Annotated in this window: 26 protein-coding genes; 16 read left to right on the forward strand and 10 right to left on the reverse strand. The window is 62.7% G+C overall.

Going from position 1 to position 21,426, the window contains the following annotated elements:
• Positions 1-36: 36 nt before the first annotated feature.
• Both moaA and SynTAK9802_RS12165 read right to left on the reverse strand, forming a co-directional pair.
• Positions 37-1,080: a GTP 3',8-cyclase MoaA gene (moaA, locus tag SynTAK9802_RS12160; protein WP_186496515.1), complete on the reverse strand. Its 1,044-nt coding sequence runs from the start codon at positions 1,078-1,080 to the stop codon at positions 37-39.
• Positions 1,077-1,673 carry a molybdenum cofactor guanylyltransferase gene (locus tag SynTAK9802_RS12165; protein WP_255487771.1) on the reverse strand — a complete coding sequence of 199 codons (597 nt, stop codon included), beginning with the start codon at positions 1,671-1,673 and terminating at the stop codon, positions 1,077-1,079. Before SynTAK9802_RS12165 ends, moaA begins: the two co-directional genes overlap by 4 nt.
• A gap of 263 nt (positions 1,674-1,936) precedes the next feature.
• Here SynTAK9802_RS12165 and SynTAK9802_RS12170 point away from each other — a divergent pair, with 263 nt between their 5' ends.
• Entirely contained in the window at positions 1,937-3,478 is a 1,542-nt protein-coding gene (locus SynTAK9802_RS12170; RefSeq protein ID WP_186496518.1) for a NarK family nitrate/nitrite MFS transporter, read from the forward strand.
• 82 nt (positions 3,479-3,560) lie between these two features.
• Positions 3,561-5,792 (forward strand): nitrate reductase, encoded by a 2,232-nt coding sequence (locus tag SynTAK9802_RS12175; protein ID WP_186496520.1) that lies wholly within the window; start codon positions 3,561-3,563, stop codon positions 5,790-5,792.
• Here SynTAK9802_RS12175 and SynTAK9802_RS12180 read toward each other — a convergent pair.
• Positions 5,773-6,240 carry a nitrate reductase associated protein gene (locus tag SynTAK9802_RS12180; RefSeq protein WP_186496522.1) on the reverse strand — a complete coding sequence of 156 codons (468 nt, stop codon included), beginning with the start codon at positions 6,238-6,240 and terminating at the stop codon, positions 5,773-5,775. The genes SynTAK9802_RS12175 and SynTAK9802_RS12180 overlap by 20 nt on opposite strands.
• Before the next feature lie 278 nt (positions 6,241-6,518).
• Between SynTAK9802_RS12180 and SynTAK9802_RS12185 the strand changes: the two genes are divergently transcribed.
• From SynTAK9802_RS12185 to glp, 4 genes are read left to right on the forward strand one after another with little or no spacing between them, the layout of a single operon-like run.
• Entirely contained in the window at positions 6,519-6,830 is a 312-nt protein-coding gene (locus SynTAK9802_RS12185; protein ID WP_186496524.1) for a hypothetical protein, read from the forward strand.
• Between the two features lie 52 nt (positions 6,831-6,882).
• Positions 6,883-7,581, forward strand: coding sequence for a carbonic anhydrase (locus SynTAK9802_RS12190; RefSeq protein WP_186496526.1), 699 nt, complete (start codon positions 6,883-6,885; stop codon positions 7,579-7,581).
• On the forward strand, positions 7,578-8,054 hold the full coding sequence (gene moaC, locus SynTAK9802_RS12195; RefSeq protein WP_114988770.1) for a cyclic pyranopterin monophosphate synthase MoaC: 477 nt from the start codon (positions 7,578-7,580) through the stop codon (positions 8,052-8,054). Before SynTAK9802_RS12190 ends, moaC begins: the two co-directional genes overlap by 4 nt.
• Positions 8,038-9,288, forward strand: coding sequence for a gephyrin-like molybdotransferase Glp (gene glp / locus SynTAK9802_RS12200; RefSeq protein WP_186496528.1), 1,251 nt, complete (start codon positions 8,038-8,040; stop codon positions 9,286-9,288). The genes moaC and glp overlap by 17 nt, the downstream gene beginning before the upstream one ends.
• Here glp and SynTAK9802_RS12205 read toward each other — a convergent pair.
• On the reverse strand, positions 9,273-10,082 hold the full coding sequence (locus SynTAK9802_RS12205) for a hypothetical protein (protein WP_186496530.1): 810 nt from the start codon (positions 10,080-10,082) through the stop codon (positions 9,273-9,275). The two genes, glp and SynTAK9802_RS12205, sit on opposite strands and share 16 nt — an antisense overlap.
• A 59-nt stretch (positions 10,083-10,141) precedes the next feature.
• Here SynTAK9802_RS12205 and SynTAK9802_RS12210 point away from each other — a divergent pair, with 59 nt between their 5' ends.
• Positions 10,142-11,005 carry an NAD-dependent epimerase/dehydratase family protein gene (locus SynTAK9802_RS12210; protein WP_186496532.1) on the forward strand — a complete coding sequence of 288 codons (864 nt, stop codon included), beginning with the start codon at positions 10,142-10,144 and terminating at the stop codon, positions 11,003-11,005.
• Here SynTAK9802_RS12210 and SynTAK9802_RS12215 read toward each other — a convergent pair.
• Both SynTAK9802_RS12215 and SynTAK9802_RS12220 read right to left on the reverse strand, forming a co-directional pair.
• Positions 10,969-11,397 (reverse strand): molybdenum cofactor biosynthesis protein MoaE, encoded by a 429-nt coding sequence (locus SynTAK9802_RS12215; RefSeq protein WP_186496534.1) that lies wholly within the window; start codon positions 11,395-11,397, stop codon positions 10,969-10,971. The genes SynTAK9802_RS12210 and SynTAK9802_RS12215 overlap by 37 nt on opposite strands.
• A gap of 3 nt (positions 11,398-11,400) precedes the next feature.
• Positions 11,401-11,637 carry a MoaD/ThiS family protein gene (locus SynTAK9802_RS12220; RefSeq protein WP_114988775.1) on the reverse strand — a complete coding sequence of 79 codons (237 nt, stop codon included), beginning with the start codon at positions 11,635-11,637 and terminating at the stop codon, positions 11,401-11,403.
• A gap of 45 nt (positions 11,638-11,682) precedes the next feature.
• Between SynTAK9802_RS12220 and moaB the strand changes: the two genes are divergently transcribed.
• Positions 11,683-12,180 carry a molybdenum cofactor biosynthesis protein B gene (moaB, locus tag SynTAK9802_RS12225; RefSeq protein WP_186496536.1) on the forward strand — a complete coding sequence of 166 codons (498 nt, stop codon included), beginning with the start codon at positions 11,683-11,685 and terminating at the stop codon, positions 12,178-12,180.
• Positions 12,181-12,201: 21 nt separating this feature from the next.
• Here the strand turns inward: moaB and cobA are convergent, their stop codons facing one another.
• Together cobA and SynTAK9802_RS12235 are read right to left on the reverse strand one after the other, a co-directional pair.
• Complete coding sequence (cobA, locus tag SynTAK9802_RS12230; RefSeq protein WP_115131395.1) at positions 12,202-12,990, reverse strand: uroporphyrinogen-III C-methyltransferase; 789 nt, start codon at positions 12,988-12,990, stop codon at positions 12,202-12,204.
• Complete coding sequence (locus tag SynTAK9802_RS12235; protein WP_255487773.1) at positions 12,987-13,634, reverse strand: DNA mismatch repair protein MutS; 648 nt, start codon at positions 13,632-13,634, stop codon at positions 12,987-12,989. The genes cobA and SynTAK9802_RS12235 overlap by 4 nt, the downstream gene beginning before the upstream one ends.
• A 42-nt stretch (positions 13,635-13,676) precedes the next feature.
• Here SynTAK9802_RS12235 and SynTAK9802_RS12240 point away from each other — a divergent pair, with 42 nt between their 5' ends.
• The 5 genes from SynTAK9802_RS12240 to SynTAK9802_RS12260 all read left to right on the forward strand — a co-directional run bounded on the left by SynTAK9802_RS12240 (position 13,677) and on the right by SynTAK9802_RS12260 (position 17,627).
• Positions 13,677-13,970: a hypothetical protein gene (locus SynTAK9802_RS12240; protein ID WP_186498253.1), complete on the forward strand. Its 294-nt coding sequence runs from the start codon at positions 13,677-13,679 to the stop codon at positions 13,968-13,970.
• A gap of 257 nt (positions 13,971-14,227) precedes the next feature.
• Positions 14,228-15,787: a ferredoxin--nitrite reductase gene (locus tag SynTAK9802_RS12245; RefSeq protein ID WP_186496540.1), complete on the forward strand. Its 1,560-nt coding sequence runs from the start codon at positions 14,228-14,230 to the stop codon at positions 15,785-15,787.
• Between the two features lie 52 nt (positions 15,788-15,839).
• Positions 15,840-15,974 (forward strand): hypothetical protein, encoded by a 135-nt coding sequence (locus SynTAK9802_RS12250; protein ID WP_006851080.1) that lies wholly within the window; start codon positions 15,840-15,842, stop codon positions 15,972-15,974.
• Positions 15,975-16,009: 35 nt separating this feature from the next.
• The gene (locus SynTAK9802_RS12255; protein WP_115131399.1) at positions 16,010-16,897 is read left to right on the forward strand and encodes a formate/nitrite transporter family protein; all 888 of its coding nucleotides are present in this window, start codon (positions 16,010-16,012) and stop codon (positions 16,895-16,897) included.
• Positions 16,851-17,627, forward strand: coding sequence for a HEAT repeat domain-containing protein (locus SynTAK9802_RS12260; RefSeq protein WP_255487774.1), 777 nt, complete (start codon positions 16,851-16,853; stop codon positions 17,625-17,627). The genes SynTAK9802_RS12255 and SynTAK9802_RS12260 overlap by 47 nt, the downstream gene beginning before the upstream one ends.
• A gap of 52 nt (positions 17,628-17,679) precedes the next feature.
• Here the strand turns inward: SynTAK9802_RS12260 and cynS are convergent, their stop codons facing one another.
• Positions 17,680-18,132: a cyanase gene (cynS, locus tag SynTAK9802_RS12265; protein ID WP_114988782.1), complete on the reverse strand. Its 453-nt coding sequence runs from the start codon at positions 18,130-18,132 to the stop codon at positions 17,680-17,682.
• 228 nt (positions 18,133-18,360) lie between these two features.
• On the opposite strand from cynS, the gene SynTAK9802_RS12270 reads away from it, so the two are divergent.
• Together SynTAK9802_RS12270 and SynTAK9802_RS12275 are read left to right on the forward strand one after the other, a co-directional pair.
• Positions 18,361-18,531, forward strand: coding sequence for a cyanate hydratase (locus SynTAK9802_RS12270; protein WP_115161001.1), 171 nt, complete (start codon positions 18,361-18,363; stop codon positions 18,529-18,531).
• Positions 18,532-18,603: 72 nt separating this feature from the next.
• Positions 18,604-19,674, forward strand: a complete 1,071-nt coding sequence (locus SynTAK9802_RS12275) for an anthranilate phosphoribosyltransferase family protein (protein WP_186496542.1) — start codon at positions 18,604-18,606, stop codon at positions 19,672-19,674.
• On the opposite strand, the gene SynTAK9802_RS12280 is transcribed toward SynTAK9802_RS12275, so the two are convergent.
• On the reverse strand, positions 19,635-20,102 hold the full coding sequence (locus SynTAK9802_RS12280) for a GNAT family N-acetyltransferase (protein ID WP_186496543.1): 468 nt from the start codon (positions 20,100-20,102) through the stop codon (positions 19,635-19,637). The two genes, SynTAK9802_RS12275 and SynTAK9802_RS12280, sit on opposite strands and share 40 nt — an antisense overlap.
• Positions 20,103-20,135: 33 nt before the next feature.
• Between SynTAK9802_RS12280 and SynTAK9802_RS12285 the strand changes: the two genes are divergently transcribed.
• Positions 20,136-21,389 carry an MFS transporter gene (locus SynTAK9802_RS12285; RefSeq protein ID WP_244272346.1) on the forward strand — a complete coding sequence of 418 codons (1,254 nt, stop codon included), beginning with the start codon at positions 20,136-20,138 and terminating at the stop codon, positions 21,387-21,389.
• The last annotated feature ends 37 nt before the right edge of the window (positions 21,390-21,426 follow it).

The raw sequence follows: 21,426 nt of genomic DNA on the forward strand, positions 1-21,426 counted from the left end.
AGGGCATCTCGTAAAAACGGTGACGACCACGACGGTTCAGCCCCCCAGATACGCCATTTCCGCATGGGTTGACGCAACGGCGGCTGGATCACGCTCCTCGCTGTAGCGGTCTTGACGCCGCTGCCAGAGCTGGCGCATGGCCTGCTCAAGCTGACGCTCCGAGGCGAGCGCGGGCTTGAGATCGGTGCCTTCAGCAGAAAACAAGCAGGTGAACGCCTGCCCATCGGCGGTGACACGCAAGCGGTTGCAATCCCCGCAGAACGGCTCACTGATGGAGGCGATCACACCGATGGAACCGGCGCCATCGCCATAACGCCAACGCCGGGCCGTCCCACCCCGCGGGCGACCCAAAGGCTGTAGGGGCCAACGGGCATGAATGTGCTCCACCATCTGCGCCGCCGGCAGCACCTGATCCAGCGTCCACTGGTTGCGGTTGCCCACATCCATGTATTCGATCAAACGCAGCTCCATCCCCTGCTGCCGAGCCAGACCGGCCAAGGGCAACAGCTGATCGTCATTGATCCCCCGTTGGATCACCGCATTGAGCTTGAGCTCGCCGCATGAGGGATCAAAGCCAGCGGCGCAGGCCGCCGCGATGCCGTCCTGCACCTGGCGCACCAGGCGGTCTCCAGCCACGGCACCACCCTGAAGACCAGCCATGCGCGCCGCTGCCTCCCCTTCCGCCGCATCCAGGCTGATGGTGATGCGATCCAGCCCTGCGGCACGCAACGCCCGCGCCATCGGTTCCGACAACAGCACCCCGTTGCTGGTGAGCGCCACGGCCTGCAAACCAGCGATCGGATCCGAACGATCCCGCCGGGCCTGGGCCACCGCCTCCAACAACGGCAACAAGCGCCGGCTCAACAACGGCTCTCCACCGGTGAGCCGCAACGTTCGTACCCCCAGGCGCGTGGCCACACGAATCACGCGAATCTGCTGCTCAAGGGTGAGCAGGCCAGAGGGCTCCTCCACATCCGGACAGCAGTACGGACAGGCGAGATTGCAACGGGCCGTGAGCGACAACCGCAGCACCCCGATGGGCCGGTTGAGGCGGTCTGCAAGCGGCAGCGACGTGCTCATCCCTCCAACGCTGCCAGATCTGCAGGGCAGTTGGCATTCACCAACGCCTCTGCAGGCAAGCGCACCGCCTGATGGGGAACGCAGGTCAACCAATCCATCCAGCGCAACTCTCCGCGTTGCAGTTGCTGATCAAGGCAGGAGCGGAAGGGAGAACCGGAGGGGATCACCGCCAGCAACGGCTGCAGCCGTTGCCCGTCATGGGCCACCGCTGCCTGCTCCGGGGCACGATTCCAGGCTGCGATCAGCTGCTGGACAACGGCAGTGCGCAAACGGGGCATGTCCACCGGCAGCACCAACAAGGCCTCCCCAGACTGAGACGGCATCAGCCTGGCCAGCGCCTGCAGGGGGCCATTCCAGGGAGGGGGCTCCAGAACCACGGAACATCCGGGCCGGTGGGCCAGCAACTCTGCGTGCACGGGATGACGACTCAACACCTGCACCGGATGACCGAGCGGCAACAGCTGGTCAACCAGGGCCGTGAGCCAGACACCACCGGAGGGATGCGGCAAGAGGGCCTTGTCACGCCCCATGCGACGGCTGCTTCCACCACTGAGCACACAAACCCGCAAGCCTTGATTCACATCGTCGACCAACAATCTGCACCAGCGAAGTCCAACAACCCACAAAAGTTGCAACCGCTACCAAACCGCTGCGGCACAAGATCATCTGATCCGATCAATCAGCCTCATTGATGTTTGCTCGGAAACACAAAAACAAAAATCGGTAACCAATCTGACCAAACAAGGGGCCGGCGAATTGATTAACTGCGCGGGTCAAACGGATTCTCTTTTCGACCGTTTTGCCATCCCCGGGCACCTTTCCTTATTGAAGCCCGAGGTTCCTTCTCTTCTCCTCAATGCTTGGCGACCTTTGGTCATTCCAGGGCAGGTACCGAACCCTTCACCTGACCTGGATCGCCTTCTTCCTGACCTTCGTGGTCTGGTTCAACCTGGCCCCTCTGGCCACCACCGTGAAAGCGGACCTGGGTCTGACCGTTGGTCAGATCCGCACAGTGGCCATCTGCAACGTGGCCCTCACCATTCCGGCGCGCGTGCTGATCGGCATGCTCCTGGACAAATTCGGACCCCGGATCACCTACTCCTCGATCCTGGTGTTCTCGGCGATTCCCTGCCTGCTGTTTGCGTCCGCTCAGGACTTCAACCAGCTGGTGGTGGCCCGTCTGCTGCTCTCCATCGTTGGCGCCGGCTTCGTGATCGGCATCCGCATGGTGGCCGAGTGGTTCCCGCCCAAGGAAATCGGCCTGGCTGAAGGCATCTATGGCGGCTGGGGCAACTTCGGCTCCGCCTTCTCCGCCCTCACCATGGTGGCCCTCGCTGGCTTCCTCTCCTTCTCCGGCGGCTTCGAACTGCCCACCGGCGCTGTTCTGAACTGGCGCGGTGCCATCGCCCTGACAGGCATCGTCTCCGCCGCTTACGGCCTCTTCTACTTCTTCAACGTCACCGACACCCCCCCTGGCAAGACGTATCAGCGCCCTGAGAAAACTGCAGGTCTGGAAGTCACCTCCATGCGCGACTTCTGGGGTCTGCTGGGCATGAACGTGCCGTTCGCAGCCATCCTCTGCGTGCTCTGCTGGCGTCTTGGCAAGGTGGGCTTCCTCACTCCAAGCACCTACCCGCTGGCCCTCGGTGCCGTTGCCGTCTGGTTTGCCTTCCAGACCTGGGGAATCATTCGCACCAACCGCGACCTGATCCTCGGCAACAAGGTTTATCCCAAGGAAGACCGCTACGAGTTCCGCCAGGTGGCGATCCTCGAGCTCACCTACATCGTGAACTTCGGCTCTGAACTGGCCGTGGTTTCGATGCTGCCCACCTTCTTTGAAACCACCTTCGATCTGCCGAAGGCCACCGCCGGAATCCTGGCGTCCTGCTTCGCTTTCGTGAACCTGGTCGCCCGCCCTGCTGGCGGTCTGATCTCCGACCGCGTCGGCAGCCGCAAGAACACCATGGGCTTCCTCACTGCCGGTCTCGGCGTGGGCTACCTGGTGATGAGCATGATCAAGCCCGGCACCTTCACCGGCACCACCGGCATCGCCGTTGCCGTGGTAATCACCATGCTCGCTTCGTTCTTCGTGCAGTCCGGTGAAGGCGCCACCTTCGCGCTGGTGCCCCTGGTCAAGCGTCGCGTCACCGGCCAGGTGGCCGGCCTGGTGGGTGCCTACGGCAACGTTGGTGCTGTGACCTACCTGACCATCTTCAGCCTCCTGCCGATGTGGATGGGCGGCGGCGGCGAACCCACCCCCGAGGTAATCGCGGCTTCCAACAGCGCCTTCTTCCAGATCCTGGGTGTGGCCGGTCTGATCGTGGCCTTCTTCTGCTTCTTCTTCCTGAAGGAGCCCAAGGGGTCCTTCGCAGACCTGCACGAAGGCGAAACCGCCTGATCCATCTCCCTCCGCAGCACCCTGTCGCTGCACAACGACCCGGAGCTTCGGCTCCGGGTTTTGTTCTTTTTTTGGTTCCTGCATGACCAACTCTCCCCGCAGCGTGCGCAGCCAGTGCCCCTACTGCGGCGTGGGTTGTGGCCTGGAGCTCTTGCCTCCTGCCGTGAAGGGTGAGGCCGTGAAACGGGATGCTGAGGGCAACCCGATGTGGACCGCCCGCGGCGACCGCGAACACCCCTCAAGCCTTGGCCAGGTCTGCATCAAGGGCGCCACCGTCGGCGAAACCCTGGCCCCAGGCCGCCTGCGCCAACCCCTGTTCCGCCAGACCCTTGAGGACGACTTCGCGCCGATCAGCTGGGACGACGCTCTCAACAAAATCACGTGCCAAATCCAGGCGAGCGTGGCCCGGCGCGGCAACGCCGATGGCATCGCCATGTACGGCTCCGGTCAATTCCACACCGAGGATTACTACCTCGCCCAGAAGCTGCTCAAAGGCGCCCTGGGCACCAACAATTTCGACGCCAATTCACGGCTGTGCATGAGCTCAGCGGTGGCGGGCTACACCCGCAGCCTGGGCTCCGATGGTCCGCCCTGCAGCTATGAGGACCTCGACCACTGCACAGTGGCGTTTCTAATCGGCACCAACACGGCCGAATGCCACCCGGTGCTGTTCCAGCGGCTGCTGAAGCGAAAACGCAAAAACCCCGGCAGCGTCAAGATCGTGGTGGTGGATCCACGCCGCACCGACACCGCCAAAGCCGCCGATATCCACTTACCGATTGCACCGGGCAGCGACCTGGCCCTGCTGCACGGCATTGCCCACCTGGTGCTGCGCGAAAACGGCCAGGATCCGGCCTTCATCGACGACCACACCGAGAATTACGACGCCTTTTTTGACGTCGCCGCCCGATGGACCCCAAGGCGGGTGGCCCTGTTCTGCAACATCCCCGAAAAACGCCTGCGGGAGGTGGCGGCTCTGTTCCACCGGCGCGAGAAGGTGCTCAGCCTCTGGTCGATGGGGGTGAACCAACGCCGTGAAGGAACGGCCGTGGTGCAGGGGTTGATCAATCTGCATCTGCTCACCGGCCAGATCGGCAAGCAAGGAGCGGGCCCGTTTTCCCTCACCGGCCAACCCAACGCCATGGGCGGACGTGAAGCCGGAGGCCTGGCCCACCTACTGCCGGGCTACCGCCTGGTGGCCAACGCCGAACACCGCGCCGAAGTGGAGCAGGCCTGGCAGCTGCCGGCAGGACGAATCAACGCCAAGCCCGGATTGGCAGCCTGGCAGCAGATCGAAGCCATGGAACAGGAGGCGCTGGATCTGTGGTGGGTGGCCGCCACCAACCCCCTGGTGAGCCTCCCGGATCTCGACCGGGTGAAGTCAGCCATGCAGAAGTGCCCGTTGGTGGTGGTGAGCGAGGCCTACGCCGACTCGGAAACGTCCCACTACGCCCATCTGCTGTTGCCCGCAGCCCAGTGGAGCGAGAAGGCCGGCGCTATGACCAATTCCGAACGGCGGGTCACCTACTGCCCGGCCTACCGGCGTCGTTTCGGCGAGAGCCGTCCCGACTGGGAGGTGTTTGCCGAGGTGGGCCGGCGCCTGGGTTACAGCGAACAGTTCAACTTCGAATCAGCAGCTGAGGTGTACGCCGAATTCACGGCTCTCACCCAGGGCAGGCTTTGCGATGTGAGCGGCCTCAGCCATGAACTGCTGGAAGGCGAAGGACCGCAGCAATGGCCCTATCCCAGCGGCAGCACCCCCACCACAGAAGCCAAACGCCTCTACGAAGACCATCAATTCGCCACCCCCAACAAACGCGCCCGCTTCAGCACCGATCAACCGCTGGGACTGGCGGAACCCCCCTGCGACACCTATCCGCTGGTGCTGACGGTGGGTCGCTACCTGGGCCAGTGGCACACGATGACCCGAACCGGCAAGGTGGAACGGCTGATGAAACAGCATCCCGAGCCGCTGCTGGAGATTCACTCCGGTGACGCGCAGGAGTTGAAACTGCGCAACGGTGAACTGGCGGCGATCAGCTCACGCCGCGGCCACCTCACCGCCACGGTGAAAGTCACCGATCGCATCCGGCGTGGGTCGGTCTTCCTGCCAATGCACTGGGGATTCACCCAGGAGAAGGCCTGCGAAGCCAACACCCTCATGCACGACGAGGCCTGCCCTGTGTCGAAGCAGCCTGAACTCAAGGCCTGCGCGGTGATCGTGGCTCCCGCCGTCTCGGTGGTGAAGCCCGTTGAACAGCAGAAAGGACGATTGGAGGCCCTGCGCCGGCTGCTCACACCAGCACTTCGCTGAAGGCTGCCTCAAGGTTGTGGTGGTCGTGCCCAGGCCGAACCAACTTGCACAAGGCAAAGCGATCCAGCTCACTGAGCTGGGTCCACTGCTCCAGGGTCAGCGCCACACCCCGCACTGTGGCCGCCTCCTGCACCACAGCGGGCAGCTCCCCCTGCTGTTGCCAGGGGGCACCACTCACCGGTGGCAGATCCTTGGCCATGCCATCGGCCATGGAACGCGTGCAATCGCGCAGGTGTTGGCGAAGCTGCTCGAGAGCATCGGCCCCATCCGGCCAATCCACCAGAGCTTGACGTTGCTCCTGGGAAAGTTCAAGCCAGTGGTTGAGCTTCAACTTCACCCCACACAGATCCAATTTGCGTCGCACACACAGAGGAATGCAGCGCCAGTTGCCGATGAAGTCCTGTTCAAAGGCAAAGCAATGGCTGGCGGAATTACGGCAGCTGGACATCAACCAAAGCCTTGATCGGTGTCAATGATGACAACGGAAGCCCACGGAAACAGAGATGTTTAATCCGATACAAATGTTGGTCTGTGCGCTTCGCCCTCTCCCTCGGAATGCTGCTGGGAATGTCCCATGGATGGGTCACGGCTGATGCACTCCAACAGCAGCCCATGCAGGGCTTTGATCCCATAGAAACTGTTAATTCCGCTACACAATTCAACCCGTTTAGTAGTCGTTCACACCAATTTTTTCCATACTGAAGCTCTGTTCAAAGAGTTTCTGCCGTGACCAGCAGCATCTCGTCCGCTTCCGGCCGCAGCCCCATCACCCTGGCCGCCGGTTTCCTGGGTGCCTTCATCGTTGGCTCCCTCGCCGTGCAACTGGTGCACAGCCAGTCAGCTTCCGTTCAGGCCGGTGCCGCTGGCGTGGAGCCGGTGATCGCCGGTCCTGCCGCTCTCTGGGCTCCCTTGGCCGAGCGCGACATCGCCAGTGCCACTACAGGCGCAACAACCCAACCCACTGCTGCCATCCAGCCCGCCGTTGAGCCTGTTGTGGGCTCCGAAGCCACCCTCTGGGCTCCCTTCGGCGAGCGCTGATCGCACTGCCCACGTGGCACAGCCCACCAGCCGGCCCGCATAAGGTGCCGGCATGGGGATTCAGCGCCGTCACTTCCTCCAGCAAACGGGCGGTCTGGCCTTGGCCGCCCTGATCCAAGCGCGCCCCGTTGAGGCAGCAGAGGAGGGTTTCTGCAGCCCGAATGATCCACTCGAGGCCCTGATGGAGGGGAACCGCCGATTTGCCGAGGCCTGGCACCAGGGCAAACAAGACAACGGAACGACACCCCGAACGGCGGGCGCTAACCCGCGCTGCTTTAACTCCCCCAGGGCGTTGGCCACCAGCCAACATCCCTGGGCCACCGTGCTCACCTGCTCTGATTCACGGGTGTCGCCGAACTGGGTGTTCGACACCACGCCTGGCGAGCTGTTCGTGATCCGCAACGCCGGCAACACCGCATTCACCGAAGCCATTGCCTCGGTTGAATACAGCGTCAGCGTTCTCAAGACGCCACTGTTGATGGTGATGGGACACAGTGGCTGCGGAGCCGTGACGGCGGCGATGGACACCAACCCGCTGACCCCCTCCCTGGAGCGACTGATCCAACCCATCCGGGAGAACATCAACGGCAGCAGCGATCTCGAGGACGCCGTGAAGCGCAACGCCCTCGCCAGCGCCTCCACGTTGATTCAACGCAGCGCCGTTCTGGCTGAGGCCAAAGCCAGTGGTGCGCTGAAACTGGTGGTGGGTTGTTTCCAACTCAGCAGCGGTGTTGTGAGCTTGATCGAATGACGCAAGACCTGAGTCATCTGAACCAGCAAGGCGAGGTTCACATGGTGGACGTGGGGGACCGTCCGGCCACCCACCGAGAAGCCCATGCCCGTGGCGCCATTCGCATGGACGCCTCAACCCTCGGCCTGATCCAGCGGGGCGAGACACCGAAAGGAGATCTTCTGGCGGTCGCCCGGGTGGCAGCAATCCAAGCCGCCAAACGCACCTGGGAGCTGATTCCCCTGTGCCATCCGCTGCCACTCAGTGGCATGGATGTGTCGATCGACGCCGACGCCTCCCTGCCTGGCCTGGTGGTCCACTGCCGTTGCCGCACCACAGGTCAGACCGGGGTGGAAATGGAAGCGATGACGGCCGTATCCGTGGGGCTGCTGACCCTTTACGACATGCTCAAGGCGGTTGATCCAGCCATGACGATCGAGGCGATCCAGCTGGAGTTCAAGGAAGGAGGGCGGAACGGTGTCTGGAAACGCTGAGCCCTACGGACGCGAAGGGCTACCCCTCGAAGAGGCACGTCGACGGGTTCTGGCGGCGCTTCAGCCGATCACAGCCAGCAACACAGTGCCGCTGCAGCAGGCCCTCGGCAGGGTGAGCGCTGCGGATGTGCTGACCAGCGCGGCCGTTCCGGGGTTCCGAGCTTCGATCATGGACGGCTACGCCCTGGGGCAGAGCCACCAGCCCAAACCTGGGGACACCTGGCAGCTGAAGGGACGCTCCGCCGCCGGCCAGCCCTTCAACAGAACCCTGGCCAGCGGCGATGCGATCCGGATCCTCACCGGCGCTCCACTCCCGGACGGTGCCGGCTGGGTGCTGCCCCAGGAGCTGATCAGCGTGGACGGCACCAGCGTCCAGCTGGTGAAAGAGGCGTCGGATCGTCCCTGGATTCGCCCCGAGGATGAGGAATGCCGACCGGGAGACCTGCTGCTGGCCGCTGGAGAGCGCCTTGGTGCCGCCGATCTCGCACGCCTCGCCGGCTGCGGCATCGCCGACCTAACCGTTGCGCAGCAACCCCGCATCGGGCTGCTGATCAGCGGGGACGAGCTGGTGCCACCCGGAACAGCGCGGCAACCCGGTGCCATCTGGGAGAGCAACGGCACGCTTCTGGAGACGATGCTCCGGGCCCTCGGGCAATCGATGACCCAGCGACGGGTGGTGGCCGATCAACCCGACGCCCTGCGCCAGGCCCTGCTGGATCTGGCCCATGACTGCGACGTGGTGGTGAGCACCGGCGGCGTCTCCGCTGGCGACACCGATTGGATCCGACCACTGGTGGCGGAGCTGGGTGCCGTGGACTTCTGGAAACTGTTCCTACGCCCGGGGCGTCCCTTCGCCTTCGGCAGCATCGGCGAAGGCGTGCCATTTTTCGGTCTGCCGGGCAATCCCGTGGCGGCGGCGGTCACCGCCCTGCAACTGCTCTGGCCCGCCCTGCAGGTTCTGGAGGGCCAGAGCGAACCGGAACTATTCCCCCGGGTGATGGTGGAACTCGCCGACCCGTTGTCCCGCCGACCGGGACGGCCGGAATTGGCTCGGGCCCGCCTCGACACCAACGCCGCAGGAACGCTGCTGGCACGGGTGGATGGCTCGCAGACCTCGTCCCGGATCGGTTCCCTGCAACAGGCCGATCTGCTGCTGGAACTGCCAGCGGAAGCCGGCCCGCTCGAAAGCGGCACCCGTCTCTGGGCCCAGCTGATTCGTCAGCGGATTTTCTGAGCCGTATCAGGCTGAAAGCAGCGGCGCTCCCAGGCCATGAGCTGGCCCGATGAATCGAAATGGATGCTGATCTGCTGAAACAGGTCAGCGCCGAGACGGCCACCGATCTCGAGGCTGAAGGGCGCACTGGGGAACTCACTGGGCACCGAGAACACCAGGCCGTCGGGCATCACCGCTGAGCAGTCGTTGTGCAACAGCTGGCTTGGATCGAACACCAGCGAAGCGGCGTCCTCCGCCTGGCCGTTCACCCCCGCCTGCGGCTTGAGCATCTGCCGCTCGCCACTCCATCCCTGCACCGGCGCCAGCAGGGCCTCGGGTGTCCCGCATGCGGGACGGTCGGGTTCGGGATCGGTGCCGTTCAAGCAACGGAAACCAACCGCCCCAACACGCTGCAAACGCCAGCCGCCGTCAAGTGGTTCCCAGAGCAGCACCAGCATCGAGCGGGAACGACCGCAGAACAGGTTGATCTCATGGCCAAAGCGGGGACGCTCGGCATCCAACCCCCGGCTGGACTGACCGCCCGCCCCGGGGAACTGCCAGCAGCCTCCGCCGGCGTTGTAGGTGGCCCGGCTGATGGGATAGGTGGCCTTACCCCCGGGGGCAAAGGCCAGACCCGATCCATCCCACAACCCGTGGTCGTCATCGGAAAAGGAAATCGCGTAGGTGGTGGGGTCGATCCGACGGGTCGGATGCTGCAGATCCAGCCGACCGCTGCCGTCCCGCTCAAACCAAGAACCACAGCCCTGCCAATGGCCCGCGAAATTGCGGCGGTTGAGGGTCCATTGATCAGTCATGTCCGTGACGGCATGGAACGGTCGATCTCCTTAGGGTCGCCCGAGCAGCCATCCCCGCCATGGACCTGACGATCGTTGGCTGCGGCTACGTGGGACTCGCTCTGGCGGAGCGGCTGCAACCAAGACGCCCCCAGCTGAAGCTGACGCTGACCACCACCACCAGCGAACGGCTGGAGCAACTCAGCCCCCTGGCCGATCGGGTGGAGCTGTGCGACGCCACAGACCCCGTGCAATTGCGGAACGCCCTGCGGCAGAGCAGCAGCGCCGTGTTCTGCCTCGGGCCTAAGGGAGATCGCCAAGTAGAGGCCAACGGCTACCGCCGCACCTTCGTCGACAGCTTCCATTGCCTGACGTCGCTGTTGCCACAACTGCCGACACTGCGGCAGATCGTCTACACGGGCAGTTGCTCGGTGTACGGCGATGCCGCGGGGGACTGGGTGGATGAGCAAACGCCTCCCGCGCCAGGCCGCGACCATGGCGATGTTCTGCTGGAAAGCGAACGACTGCTCAGCAGCATCAGCGGCCGGCGGGTGTGCATCCTGCGCCTCGGGGCGCTCTATGGCCCTGGCCGCGATCTCGACCGACGCCTGCGCGGGCTCGCCGGACTGGAACGCCCTGGCAGCGGGTCGACCTACAGCAACTGGCTGCATGTGGCGGATGCTGCCGGTGCCCTGGAAGCAGCTCTCGATGCTGAATGGGCCGGCCTGGTGAATGTGGTCAACGACGAGCCGATTCGGCTGCGGGACCTGGTGGGGCGCAGCCTGCAGCGCCAGGGCCTGGCGCCCGTGCGCTGGCTTGGGCAGGACGAACCGGGCTCAGGGGGCCGGCGGATCCGCAACACCCGGCTCAAACAGCTGGGCTACCAGCTGCAGCACCCACGCCTTGATCAGAGTGGCGTGTTGGCCTCCAGCCAGGTGCCCTGACCAGCGCACCACTCCCGCTTCCAGAACGGGGCCTGGTGCTTGAGTTGCTCCAACAAGGCGGCCGAGCAACGCTGCGCCGCCCCACGACGATCGGCCTGCACCGCCACCAGCACGATCGGCTCACCGGGGGCGAGCTTGCCCACCCGATGCAGCACCAGAATCGGCCCCGTCCGGTGCTCCTGCTGCAGGCGCTGCGCCATGGCCGTGATCTGACGTTCGCAAAGGCCGGGGAAGTGCTCCAGCTCAAGTGCCTCCAGAGGCCGGCCATCCATCGTGGAGGGACGCACCCGACCCATAAAGATCGCCGCGGCCGCGGCATCCCCGCTCCAAAGCGCAAGTTGCTGCCAAGGATCAAAGGGATCCGGGCACACCTCCACACGGCAATCGGTCACGCTTCACCCCCCCGTGAACGGTGGAAGAAAGGCCAACTCATCACCGGCCTGCAACGGCTGATCGGCACCGACCAACTCCTGGTTCACCGCAATGCTGATGCCCTCCAGCGGACCAAGATCCAACTGATTCCAGACCTCACGAGCCGTCGAGACGCCTGGTGTGAAGGGAAGGGAACGATCGGCCCAACCGGCGCGTTCTCGCAGGGAAGCGAACAGCAGCACCTTCAGCACCACGTCCATGGCAGCTGGAGTGGTTCTAGCGTCCGAGGGCTCCGCCGCTGTGCCATGGGCCTCTCCATCGCCCTGCTCACCATCTCCGACACACGCACCCTGGCGGACGACAGCAGCGGAGATCAGCTGCAGCGCAGCCTTGAAGACGCGGGGCATCACCTTCATGAGCGACAACTCTGCGCGGATGATCGCTATCAAATCCGCCGTGAACTGAGCCGCTGGATCGCCGCTCCTGCGGTTGATGTGGTGATCACCAGCGGCGGAACCGGGCTCACCGGCCGCGATGGCACCCCCGAGGCGGTGGCACCGCTGCTGGACAAAACCATCGAAGGATTCGGTGAACTGTTCCGTGTGCTCTCCTTCGAGAGCATCGGCACCAGCACCCTGCAAAGCCGCTGCCTGGCCGGCGTGGCCAACGGCACATTCGTGTTTGTGCTGCCAGGATCTCTGGATGCGGTGACCACCGCTTGGAACCGGCTCATCCGGGCTCAACTCGATGCCGACACCCGACCGTGCAACCTGGCCCAGCTCCGGGCTCGCTTGAAGGAATAGAGCGGAATCGAGCGGAGCTGTTCAGAACGGAATCGGCATCGTGACCGCTGCCGGTGTGGGCCTGCAGGCTTCAACCTGCTGATCAATCACCTCACCCACCACAACGATCGAGGGTGACTTGAAGGCTTCAGCTCGGCATTGGTCGGCAACGTCAACCAAGGTGGCTTTGAGGCAGCGTTGCCCCGCCACCGTGCCCTGCTGGATCACCGCCACGGGGGTAGTCGCAGCCAAACCACCCGCCATCAGCTCCTCTGCGATCCGAGGCAGGTTGTGCAGCCCCATGTAGATCACCAATCCGTCACTGGCCGCAGCCAGGGCACGCCAATCCACGGAAGGACGGCGCTTGTCAATTTCCTCATGACCGGTGACGAAGGTCACCGATGACCCCGCCCGCCGGTGGGTGACGGGAATTCCGGCGTAGGCAGGGGCAGCAATGCCAGCGGTGACACCAGGCACCACCTGAACAGGAATGTTGCGCTCCGCCAGGTAAGCGGCTTCTTCCCCTCCACGACCAAACAGGAAGGGATCACCCCCCTTCAAGCGCACCACGGTGCTGTGTTTCTGGGCCATTTCCACGAGCACGGCATTGGTGCTGGGTTGGGGCACCGAATGATGTCCGCGACGCTTGCCGACAAAACGGCGTTCGCAGGTTGCCGGCACAAGATCCAGCACTTCCTCGGGCACCAGCGAGTCGTACACCAGGGCATCGCACTGGCTCAGCAGCCGATGCGCCTTCAGCGTGAGCAACTCGGGATCGCCGGGACCGGCCCCCACCAGATAAACGGTTCCGGTTTGTTCAGCGGTGGTCACGGCAAGGAAACAAGCAGATCGATCAGGGCCTGACGGGTGGGGGGATGCTCCAGCAGAGGAGGCAATCCACCAGCTTCGCTCAACGCATCCGTCATGCGGTTTGGCGCGAGGGTTAGTGGAAGTGGCCGAGCCCTGGGGTGGCGCTGCTGGAACTCGGGCCAGGCATCAAAGGGAACCAACGGCAAAGCCAGGCGAGACGCCAGCATCGCGAGGAAGCGATCCGCCACCCCCGGGCGCAAGGGGTGGTGCACCAGCACGGCATCAGCGCGCTCAGACGACGGAAGTGCTGAGAGCACAGCGTTCCACCACGTGGTCCAAGAGCCCAGAAAGGGCAGCAACCGCACACTGGCTCCGGCACCACGAAGCCTGTTGCGAATCGCCGGCACATCCGTGCGGGCGTGCGCCCCAGGCAGTAGCAGCAACGGAACGATCCAAGAGGATTGGGAAAGCGCCGATACGGGTTGTTCAGCCGTCAGCACCTCCAACTGCACGGGCGCTGAGCGCCGCTGAGCCAGAAGGTCCGGCAGAGAGGCCAAACACTCAGGAACAACACCGCCACTGCGGCCATGCACCACCAGATGCAACCCTTGCCGCCCCCCATCGGAAGCGTCATTCCGTAGCAATGGCCACGGATTGATGACCATGCCGGCTGATGTCATCGGGTTGTTGTGAACGTTGGATGAGTCATGGCGCCCCGCCGTCGTTTTGATCGTGCCCCATTGGACAGCCGCTCCTACCGGGAACCGCTGGACGGATGCATTGAGCGATACGACTTCCGAGACGACCGGGACGAGAGGTACAGCCGGGGGTACGACCCCAGGGAGGCTCGTTACGACCGGCATGACCGGTACGACCGAAGCTTCGACCGCCCCACCGGACCCTCCGAACTCGACCAAGACTTCGCTGCGATGAAGCGGGTTTGGCAGATGCTCCGGGCCGGAGCGGTGCGCATGGTTGGCGAAATTGGACGCCAATACTGAAGCCAAAGCAGGCTGCCTTTTACGGCCTCACGGGAACCACCAGATGTAGCCGGCATTACAAATCAGGCAGAACAAAGCCCTGGGATTGATCAACACCAAAAGTGTTCTCTTTGTTACGGACCAGGGTCGCCGTCGCAGTGTTTATTCAGTCAACCCAACGCTCCCCTTCGTTTTGAAGCGTTGCCGGTCTTCGGGCCATCTCGATTGATTCGCGCCTCGTCTTTGAGCAATCAATCCGCCCAATCGTTATTCGACTTATGACCATTAGCTCTCCCTCCAGGGCTTACCTGGATGGCAAGAAGCTCAACAAGATCGAGCAGAACAAGGCGGCCAAAGATGGCCTGTTGGTCGGCAGCGAAATTGAAAAATTCGCCGAGCTCGGCTGGGAGCAGGTGGATGAAACCGACCTCCAGTTGCGTTTGAAGTGGTACGGCATGTTCTGGCGTCCGAAAACGCCAGGCAAATTCATGCTGCGCTTGCGGGTGCCCAATGGTGTGCTGACGGCCGATCAGCTGCGGGTGGTTGGCTCCATCGTCGAGCGCTACGGCGAAAACGGCAGCTGCGACATCACCACCCGTCAGAACCTGCAATTGCGCGGTGTGCTGCTGGGCGACCTGCCGGAAATTCTCAAGCGGCTGAAGGAAGCCGGCCTCAGCACGATCCAATCCGGCTTCGACAACCCCCGCAACGTCACCGGCAACCCCATCGCCGGTATTGATCCCAACGAAATCGTCGACACGCGGCCTTACACCACCGAGCTGCAGAACTTCCTCACCAACAACTGTCAGGGCAACCCGGAGTATTCCAACCTGCCCCGCAAGTGGAACACCGCCGTTGCCGGTGCAAAGGACAATTTCCTGCTCCACAACGACATCGTTTTCCACCCCGTGGAACGGGATGGAGTGATGGGATTTGGCGTCTGGATCGGCGGTGTTCTGTCATCGCAGATGAACGCCTATGCCGTTCCCCTGAACGCCTGGGTGAAGCCTGAGGAAATCTGCAAGATGACCGATGCCGTGATCCGGCTCTGGCGTGACAACGGTGAGCGCGACAAGCGCCCCAAAGGCCGCTTCCGGCTCTACCTAGATCAAGTGGGCCACGACGTGTTCCGCAGCCAGGTGGAAGAACTCTTCGGTCCATTGACCCCAGACCCGGGCTCTGTGTTCAACACCACGCCCCGCTCCCACTACGGCTTCCATCCTCAGAAACAGGAAGGGCTTTCCTATGCCGGACTACACGTTCCGGTGGGTCGCCTGACCGCCCAAGATCTGCAGGATCTGGCAACCGCAAGCCTCAACTACGGCAGTGGTGAGGTGCGTCTCACCGAAGATCAGAACGTCATCCTCGTTGGCCTTCCCAACGACAAGCAGGACGCCCTGAAGGCAGACGCCCTTGTGCAACGCTTCCCGCTGGAGCCCGGTCATATCTCCGCAGGAACGGTGTCCTGCACCGGCAACACCTACTGCGGCTTCGCGCTAACCAACACCAAAGATCAAGCCCTGGAAGCAGCCAAGGAACTCGACCAAGAGCTCAATCTTCCTGAAGAGCTGAAGATCCACTGGACCGGCTGCCCCAACACCTGCGGCCAGGCCTACATGGGTGCTATTGGCCTCACCGGCACCAAGGCCAAAAACAGTGAAGGCGTGATGGGAGAGGGCTACACGATGACCATCGGTGGTTCCCAGGGTGCCAATCCGACGGTCGGCGAAATCCACCGCAAGGCGATCCCGGCCGATGAGATCAAGACCGCTCTCAAAGAGGTGTTGATCGAGAAGTTCGGGGCCACCTCGAAGGCCTGGTCGCTGCGGTTGCCGTGACGCTTCCTTTTGAAGTCACGGCTCCCCGCATCGACCACTTCCCCTCACCGTCATGGCCAACCGCAACGACGTGTTCTCTCGTTTCGTCAACTGGCTCAGCGCCAGTGGTCGCGACGGAGCCGCCATCAACCGTCAGGGCGGCAGCCCTGATCTGTTCTCCCGCCTGATGAACCGCATCAGCGGCTGACATCAAAACCTTCGTACAACTCTCAATCTCATCTGATGGACTACGTCCTACCCAATGAGCTTGTCGACGGCATGATTGCCGCCGGCGGCAAAAAATCAACGGTCAGCGTGAAGAACCTGCTGATCCGTGGCTTTTACTCCGGAGCCATCCTTGGACTGGCAGTGATCCTGGCCCTCACCGTGGGCATCACCGTCAAAGCCCCCTTCGTGGGCTCGCTGCTGTTCCCCTTCGGATTCGCCAGCATCGTGCTGTTCGGCATGGAGCTGGTGACCGGCAACTTCGCCCTGCTGCCGATGGCCACCTGGGCCGGCAAGAGCACCTGGGGTGCCACGTTCCGCAACTGGGTTTGGGTGTGGATCGGCAACTGGATCGGCACCGCCGTTGTGGCCGTGATCATGGCCATCAGCCTCACCAGCGGCACCATGGATGGCGCTGCTGACAACGTCGGCCCGCCGATCTGGGATGCCGTGGCCCAGAAGATCATGGCCCTCAATCAAATCAACGTTGAGAAGAAGTACGAGGCCCTGGGAAGCATGGGCTTCTTCCTCGCCTTCCTGCGCGGACTGGTGGCCAACTGGTTGGTTTGCCTGGGCGTGACCATGGCTCTGGTGAGCAAGAGCGTTCCCGGCAAAATCCTGGCCTGCTGGCTTCCGATCACCGCCTTCCAATCGATGGGCATGGAGCACATCGTGGTGAACCAGTTCCTCCACACTGCTGGACCGATCCTCGGTTCAGGCGTCCCCTTCACCAAGGTGATCTTCTGGAACTTCCTGCCTGTCACCCTCGGCAACATCGTGGGCGGCATGGTGTTTATCGGCATGCTCTTCTACAGCACCCATCGCACTCCGATGGATAACGTGCTGCCCACCGAGCACGATGAAAAGCTGGAGCGTGAGCTCGCTGCTGAACTGGGTGCCCGCTGATCCATCCATGAACGACGAAGCCGTTCTCTGGGAACGGCTCGCCCGATCTCGACGCGCTCCTTTGGAGCCCGCTTGGCTGGGGGAGGTCTACTCCCCCAGCCTTTCTGTTGATCTGCGGCGAGCCCTCTGCGAAAAACTGGGGATGCAGGCCGAGCGCGGCTGGCCCGTGATCCAAGACCTCCTTGCCAGCCACGGGGTTCTGCCCGATTTGGTGATGGCGGCAGGACTCTGCCACCAGAGCGAAGCCCGCGATTGGTTGTTGGCTCAACTCGAGCAAACCTCAGACGATGAGGACGCCAACCTGATGGTGGTTCAGGCTCTCGCCTGCTGGGGTGCCGAAGTTCCCGAATCGGTGGTGGTGAATTGCCTGCATCACCCGGGCCAACTGCACCGACTTGCCGGTCTTCAACTGCTCAGCTTCCGATCCCATTGCCTAGACGACGGTGAACTGCTGCAGTTCTGCCAAGAGGTTTTGAATGATTTTCGCGATCCAGTCGTTGTGGCCGCCATTCGGGTTCTGCAACGCCGCGATGGCGTGTTGATCAGCGAAAAGCTGGCAGAGCTGTGTGGAAATGGTTCCCTGCCTGTTGCCGAGGCCGCCTTCCGCGCGCTCGGTTGCATCGCCACACCTTCCAGTCAGCGCTGCCTGCTGGAGTTAAGCCAGAAGCTGAATGACGACGTTCGACGGAAAATGGCCAGCACCCAACTGAGCCAACAATTCCGCCAATAAAAAAACCCCGCGATGGCGGGGCTTGATGTCTTCAATCAAGACGCTTGAATGTTCACCACTTTTTGTAAGGCAGGAACTTGCCGCACATGGTGATTTTGACGCGATCACCTTTGGGATCCTCCACTTTGTCGACATCGAGTGTGAAGTCGATTGCGCTCATGATGCCGTCACCAAAATGCTCCTGGATCACATCCTTCAGGGGCATGCCATAGACCTGCATGATCTCGTAGAAGCGATAGATCAAGGGATCAGTGGGGATCACTGGATCGAGGCTTCCCTTGGTGGGGAACTCCTGCAAAGCGGCGGTGATGGCTGAGTCAAGGGAGAGCAGCTCAGCCAGCTTTTCAGCCTCTTCTTTTGAAGCTGTGGCTTGTCCATAGAACAAGGAAGCAATCCAGACCTCATCGAGGCCCAGGGCTGCTTCCAGATCAGCAAAGCTCATGCCCTTGGCCTTCTTGGCAGCCATCAAGGTGGCTGTGACGGTCTCCTGGGAAGGAGCTGCCAACGACGGGGTCGAGGGAACAGCTGAAACAGTCATGATTGAACGAAAAATTGTTATAGCCGCCTCAAAAACAGCATTCCAAGCAGGAACGTCTCAGCAGCAGAGAAACTGTTGCGCAAACGCTGACTGAACAATGAAGCATCAACTACAAAACAACAGCCTGTTTTGAAGCAACAAGCACAGCCGACAGGCTCTTGATCGGGGAAATTTGTTTTACAGAAGAAAATTGCAATGAGCCAATTCTTCCAATCGATGGCAACCCTGCTGCAGGCGCAATTCCTTCCGCCAACCACTGCTCCCCAACTGATGCTGGAGCGGCTCTATTACGCCGAAGGACGCCACCACCCGCAGCACCCACGCCATGGCAGTTTCGAGGGGCTTTCCCGGCTGAGCAGGCCCTGAGCTTTCGTAGCAATTGCTACCCCTGCCGGGTCAGTCACTCCTGAAGACTGATCACAGCTAGAGGCCGGACCTTTGACGAGCGCAGTTCTCTCCGGCCGCGACCGCTTCAAGCAGCACCTGCGCAAGGTGGGAAGCGGTGAACACACCAGCAAAGGCATGAGTCGCGAGGAAGCGGCTGATGCCATGGAGCTGATGCTGCAGGGCGAAGCGACGCCCGCACAGATCGGCGCCTTCCTGATTGCCCATCGCATCCGACGGCCCGAACCCCAGGAACTCACGGGGATGCTCGACACCTACCGAGCCCATGGCCCGGTGTTGCAATCCACTGCTGGCAGTCGAGCACCGTTGTGTTTCGGCATGCCCTACGACGGGCGCACGCGCACGGCACCGATTTACCCGCTCACCGCGCTGGTGCTGCTGGCCTGTGGTCAGCCGGTGGTTCTGCAGGGCGGTGACCGGATGCCGATCAAATACGGCGTCACCGCTGTTGATCTGTTCCGCCTTCTCGATCTCGACCTCACAGGTCTGCCGATCAGCGCCGTTGCAGACGGGTTCCATCAGAACGGCTTCGCCCTGATTCACCAGCCGGATCATTTCCCCATCGCGGAAACCCTGATCGGCTACCGCGAGGAACTGGGCAAGCGACCCCCGGTTGCCAGCCTGGAACTGCTCTGGACACCCCACCAAGGCGACCACCTCCTTGTGAGTGGCTTTGTCCACCCACCAACAGAAGCCCGCGCCTGGGAAGCCCTCAAGCAAGCCGGCGAAACCGATGTTCTCACCGTGAAGGGGTTAGAAGGAGGCACCGACCTGCCCATCGGCCGAGCCTGCATCACGGCCCGGGTGCGGAATGGCAAAGCGGAGCGATTGATCCTGCACCCCCGTGACCATGGCTGTCACGACGCCGACGTGGAATGGGCTGACGACACCACCTGGGCTGAGCAGGCACGAAACGCCCTTCAGAACAAAGGCCCTCTCTGCGACGCCCTGCGCTGGAACGCCGGCGCCTATCTGTGGTTCGCCGGCTGCAGTGATTCCCTGGAACAGGGCATTCAACGGGCAGCATCCGTTCTTGAGACGGGCCAGGCCCAAGCCCAGCTTGATCAACTCTGCGCTTGGCAAAACAGCTTGACCATCCGATAGCGCTCGAACGGAACGCCTCCAATCAGGATCGTCTCTGGCGCTTCCACACACCAGCCCCGTCGCTCCAGCAACGGTCGGCTGAACTGGCTGGCCTCCGTTCGTAATTGTTGAACGCCGGACGCCAGCGCATCCGCCTCAATCCTTTTCAGGAGGGCACTGCCATGCCCCCGCCTCGAGGCACAACCACGGCAGTAGAGCAGCGAGAGACGATCTTCCGGATAGCGGATCGCAAAGGCCGAACCATCAGTGGTGAGCCATCCCGAGCCCTCCCGAAAACTCGCATCGAGCACACCAGGCAACCAGGCCAGAGCCGCCCAGGCCCTGACTTGTTCATCTGAATAAAGGAGGGGAGCCTGAGATTCGATCGCGTCGGCATAGATCTCCCGCAACAGCGGGTGATCCTCCGGAGCGATCGGACGCAAAGCCATGGAGCCGCTTGTGGGAATGTGAGTCTCTCCTGCGTGGCAGCAAGCTTGCAGCGTCCTCGGATTCCCACACTGCTCAGCGCGTTTCTCACGCTGCTCAACGACCGGCTCAGCGAAAGCATTGTTTTTCCGCTGTTGCCCTTTCTCCTGGCCCAGTTCGCCCCAGACGGACGAACCCTGGGACTGTTGGCGGGAAGCTATGCCCTGGCGCAGTTCCTCGTCACTCCCTTGATCGGAGCACTCAGTGATCGCTACGGCCGCCGCCCCGTGATCAGCATCTGCGTCGCAGGATCCGTGGTGGGGCTCGGCCTGTTTGCCGTGACGGTTTCACTGCCATGGCCCAGCCAAAGCCTGCTGCCCCTGCTGCTGTTGTTCGCAGCACGGATCATTGACGGCATTAGTGGCGGTACGGCAGCAACAGCCAGCGCCGTGCTCGCCGACATCACGCCTCCCGACAAGCGAGCCCGTGCCTTCGGCTTGATCGGCGTGGCCTTTGGTTTGGGGTTCATCCTTGGCCCCTTCGTTGGCGGACAACTGGCCCGGGTGGCCGTGTCCCTTCCCGTTTGGGTGGCCACAGGCTTCGCTGCACTCAACCTCTTGGTGGTGCTCAATCTGCTGCCGGAAACCCACCCCCAGGAATCCCGCAAAAACCTGCCCAGAAAACGCGACCTCAATCCGTTTGCACGGCTGAGCCAGGTGCTGATGAACCCCAGCGTGGGGCGACTGTGCGGAGCTTTTTTCCTCTTCTTCCTGGCCTTCAACGGCTTCACCGCCATCCTGGTGCTCTATTTCAAGCAGCGCTTCGGCTGGGGCCCTGAGCTCGCCACCACCGCCTTCCTGGTGGTGGGGGTGGTCGCCACTGTGGTGCAAGGAGGGCTGATCGGACCGCTGGTGAAACGGTTTGGCGAATGGCGTCTGACCTTGCTGGGCCTCGGCCTGGTGATCATTGGGTGCCTGCTGATCCCCAGCGTCGGTGCATCCGATCGGGCGGGCGCCATCTTCACTGCCGTCGGCATCCTGGCCCTGGGCACCGGATTGGTCACACCAAGCCTGCGTAGCCTGGTGTCACGGCGCCTGGGTCGGGAAGGGCAAGGCAGTGCCCTCGGCAGCCTGCAAGCCCTGCAAAGTTTGGGCAGTTTCCTCGGCCCTCCCCTGGCGGGATTCAGCTACGACCTGCTGGGTCCAGTGAGCCCGTTTGCAGCTGCGGCAACCGTGCTGGTGATCGTGATCGGCCTGGTGGCCGGCAGCCCTCTGCCGGACATCTCCGACACACAACCAAGCCAGTCCTGATTGCTACGTTTCGGCTAACGACACCAGCGCCGAGCCG

It is taken from the genome of Synechococcus sp. TAK9802, from assembly GCF_014279535.1.
In the GTDB taxonomy this organism is placed as follows: domain Bacteria; phylum Cyanobacteriota; class Cyanobacteriia; order PCC-6307; family Cyanobiaceae; genus Parasynechococcus.

Excerpts from the sequence above, each read along its gene's own strand:
- moaA (WP_186496515.1), bottom strand. The coding sequence starts at position 1,080 with ATGAGCACGTCGCTGCCGCTTGCAGACCGCCTCAACCGGCCCATCGGG.
- SynTAK9802_RS12170 (WP_186496518.1), top strand. The coding sequence starts at position 1,937 with ATGCTTGGCGACCTTTGGTCATTCCAGGGCAGGTACCGAACCCTTCAC.
- SynTAK9802_RS12175 (WP_186496520.1), top strand. The coding sequence starts at position 3,561 with ATGACCAACTCTCCCCGCAGCGTGCGCAGCCAGTGCCCCTACTGCGGC.
- SynTAK9802_RS12180 (WP_186496522.1), bottom strand. The coding sequence starts at position 6,240 with ATGTCCAGCTGCCGTAATTCCGCCAGCCATTGCTTTGCCTTTGAACAG.
- SynTAK9802_RS12190 (WP_186496526.1), top strand. The coding sequence starts at position 6,883 with ATGGGGATTCAGCGCCGTCACTTCCTCCAGCAAACGGGCGGTCTGGCC.
- moaC (WP_114988770.1), top strand. The coding sequence starts at position 7,578 with ATGACGCAAGACCTGAGTCATCTGAACCAGCAAGGCGAGGTTCACATG.
- SynTAK9802_RS12205 (WP_186496530.1), bottom strand. The coding sequence starts at position 10,082 with ATGACTGATCAATGGACCCTCAACCGCCGCAATTTCGCGGGCCATTGG.
- SynTAK9802_RS12210 (WP_186496532.1), top strand. The coding sequence starts at position 10,142 with ATGGACCTGACGATCGTTGGCTGCGGCTACGTGGGACTCGCTCTGGCG.
- SynTAK9802_RS12220 (WP_114988775.1), bottom strand. The coding sequence starts at position 11,637 with ATGGACGTGGTGCTGAAGGTGCTGCTGTTCGCTTCCCTGCGAGAACGC.
- moaB (WP_186496536.1), top strand. The coding sequence starts at position 11,683 with ATGGGCCTCTCCATCGCCCTGCTCACCATCTCCGACACACGCACCCTG.
- SynTAK9802_RS12235 (WP_255487773.1), bottom strand. The coding sequence starts at position 13,634 with ATGGTCATCAATCCGTGGCCATTGCTACGGAATGACGCTTCCGATGGG.
- SynTAK9802_RS12240 (WP_186498253.1), top strand. The coding sequence starts at position 13,677 with ATGGCGCCCCGCCGTCGTTTTGATCGTGCCCCATTGGACAGCCGCTCC.
- SynTAK9802_RS12245 (WP_186496540.1), top strand. The coding sequence starts at position 14,228 with ATGACCATTAGCTCTCCCTCCAGGGCTTACCTGGATGGCAAGAAGCTC.
- SynTAK9802_RS12250 (WP_006851080.1), top strand. The coding sequence starts at position 15,840 with ATGGCCAACCGCAACGACGTGTTCTCTCGTTTCGTCAACTGGCTCAGC.
- SynTAK9802_RS12255 (WP_115131399.1), top strand. The coding sequence starts at position 16,010 with ATGGACTACGTCCTACCCAATGAGCTTGTCGACGGCATGATTGCCGCC.
- SynTAK9802_RS12260 (WP_255487774.1), top strand. The coding sequence starts at position 16,851 with ATGAAAAGCTGGAGCGTGAGCTCGCTGCTGAACTGGGTGCCCGCTGAT.
- SynTAK9802_RS12270 (WP_115161001.1), top strand. The coding sequence starts at position 18,361 with ATGAGCCAATTCTTCCAATCGATGGCAACCCTGCTGCAGGCGCAATTC.
- SynTAK9802_RS12280 (WP_186496543.1), bottom strand. The coding sequence starts at position 20,102 with ATGGCTTTGCGTCCGATCGCTCCGGAGGATCACCCGCTGTTGCGGGAG.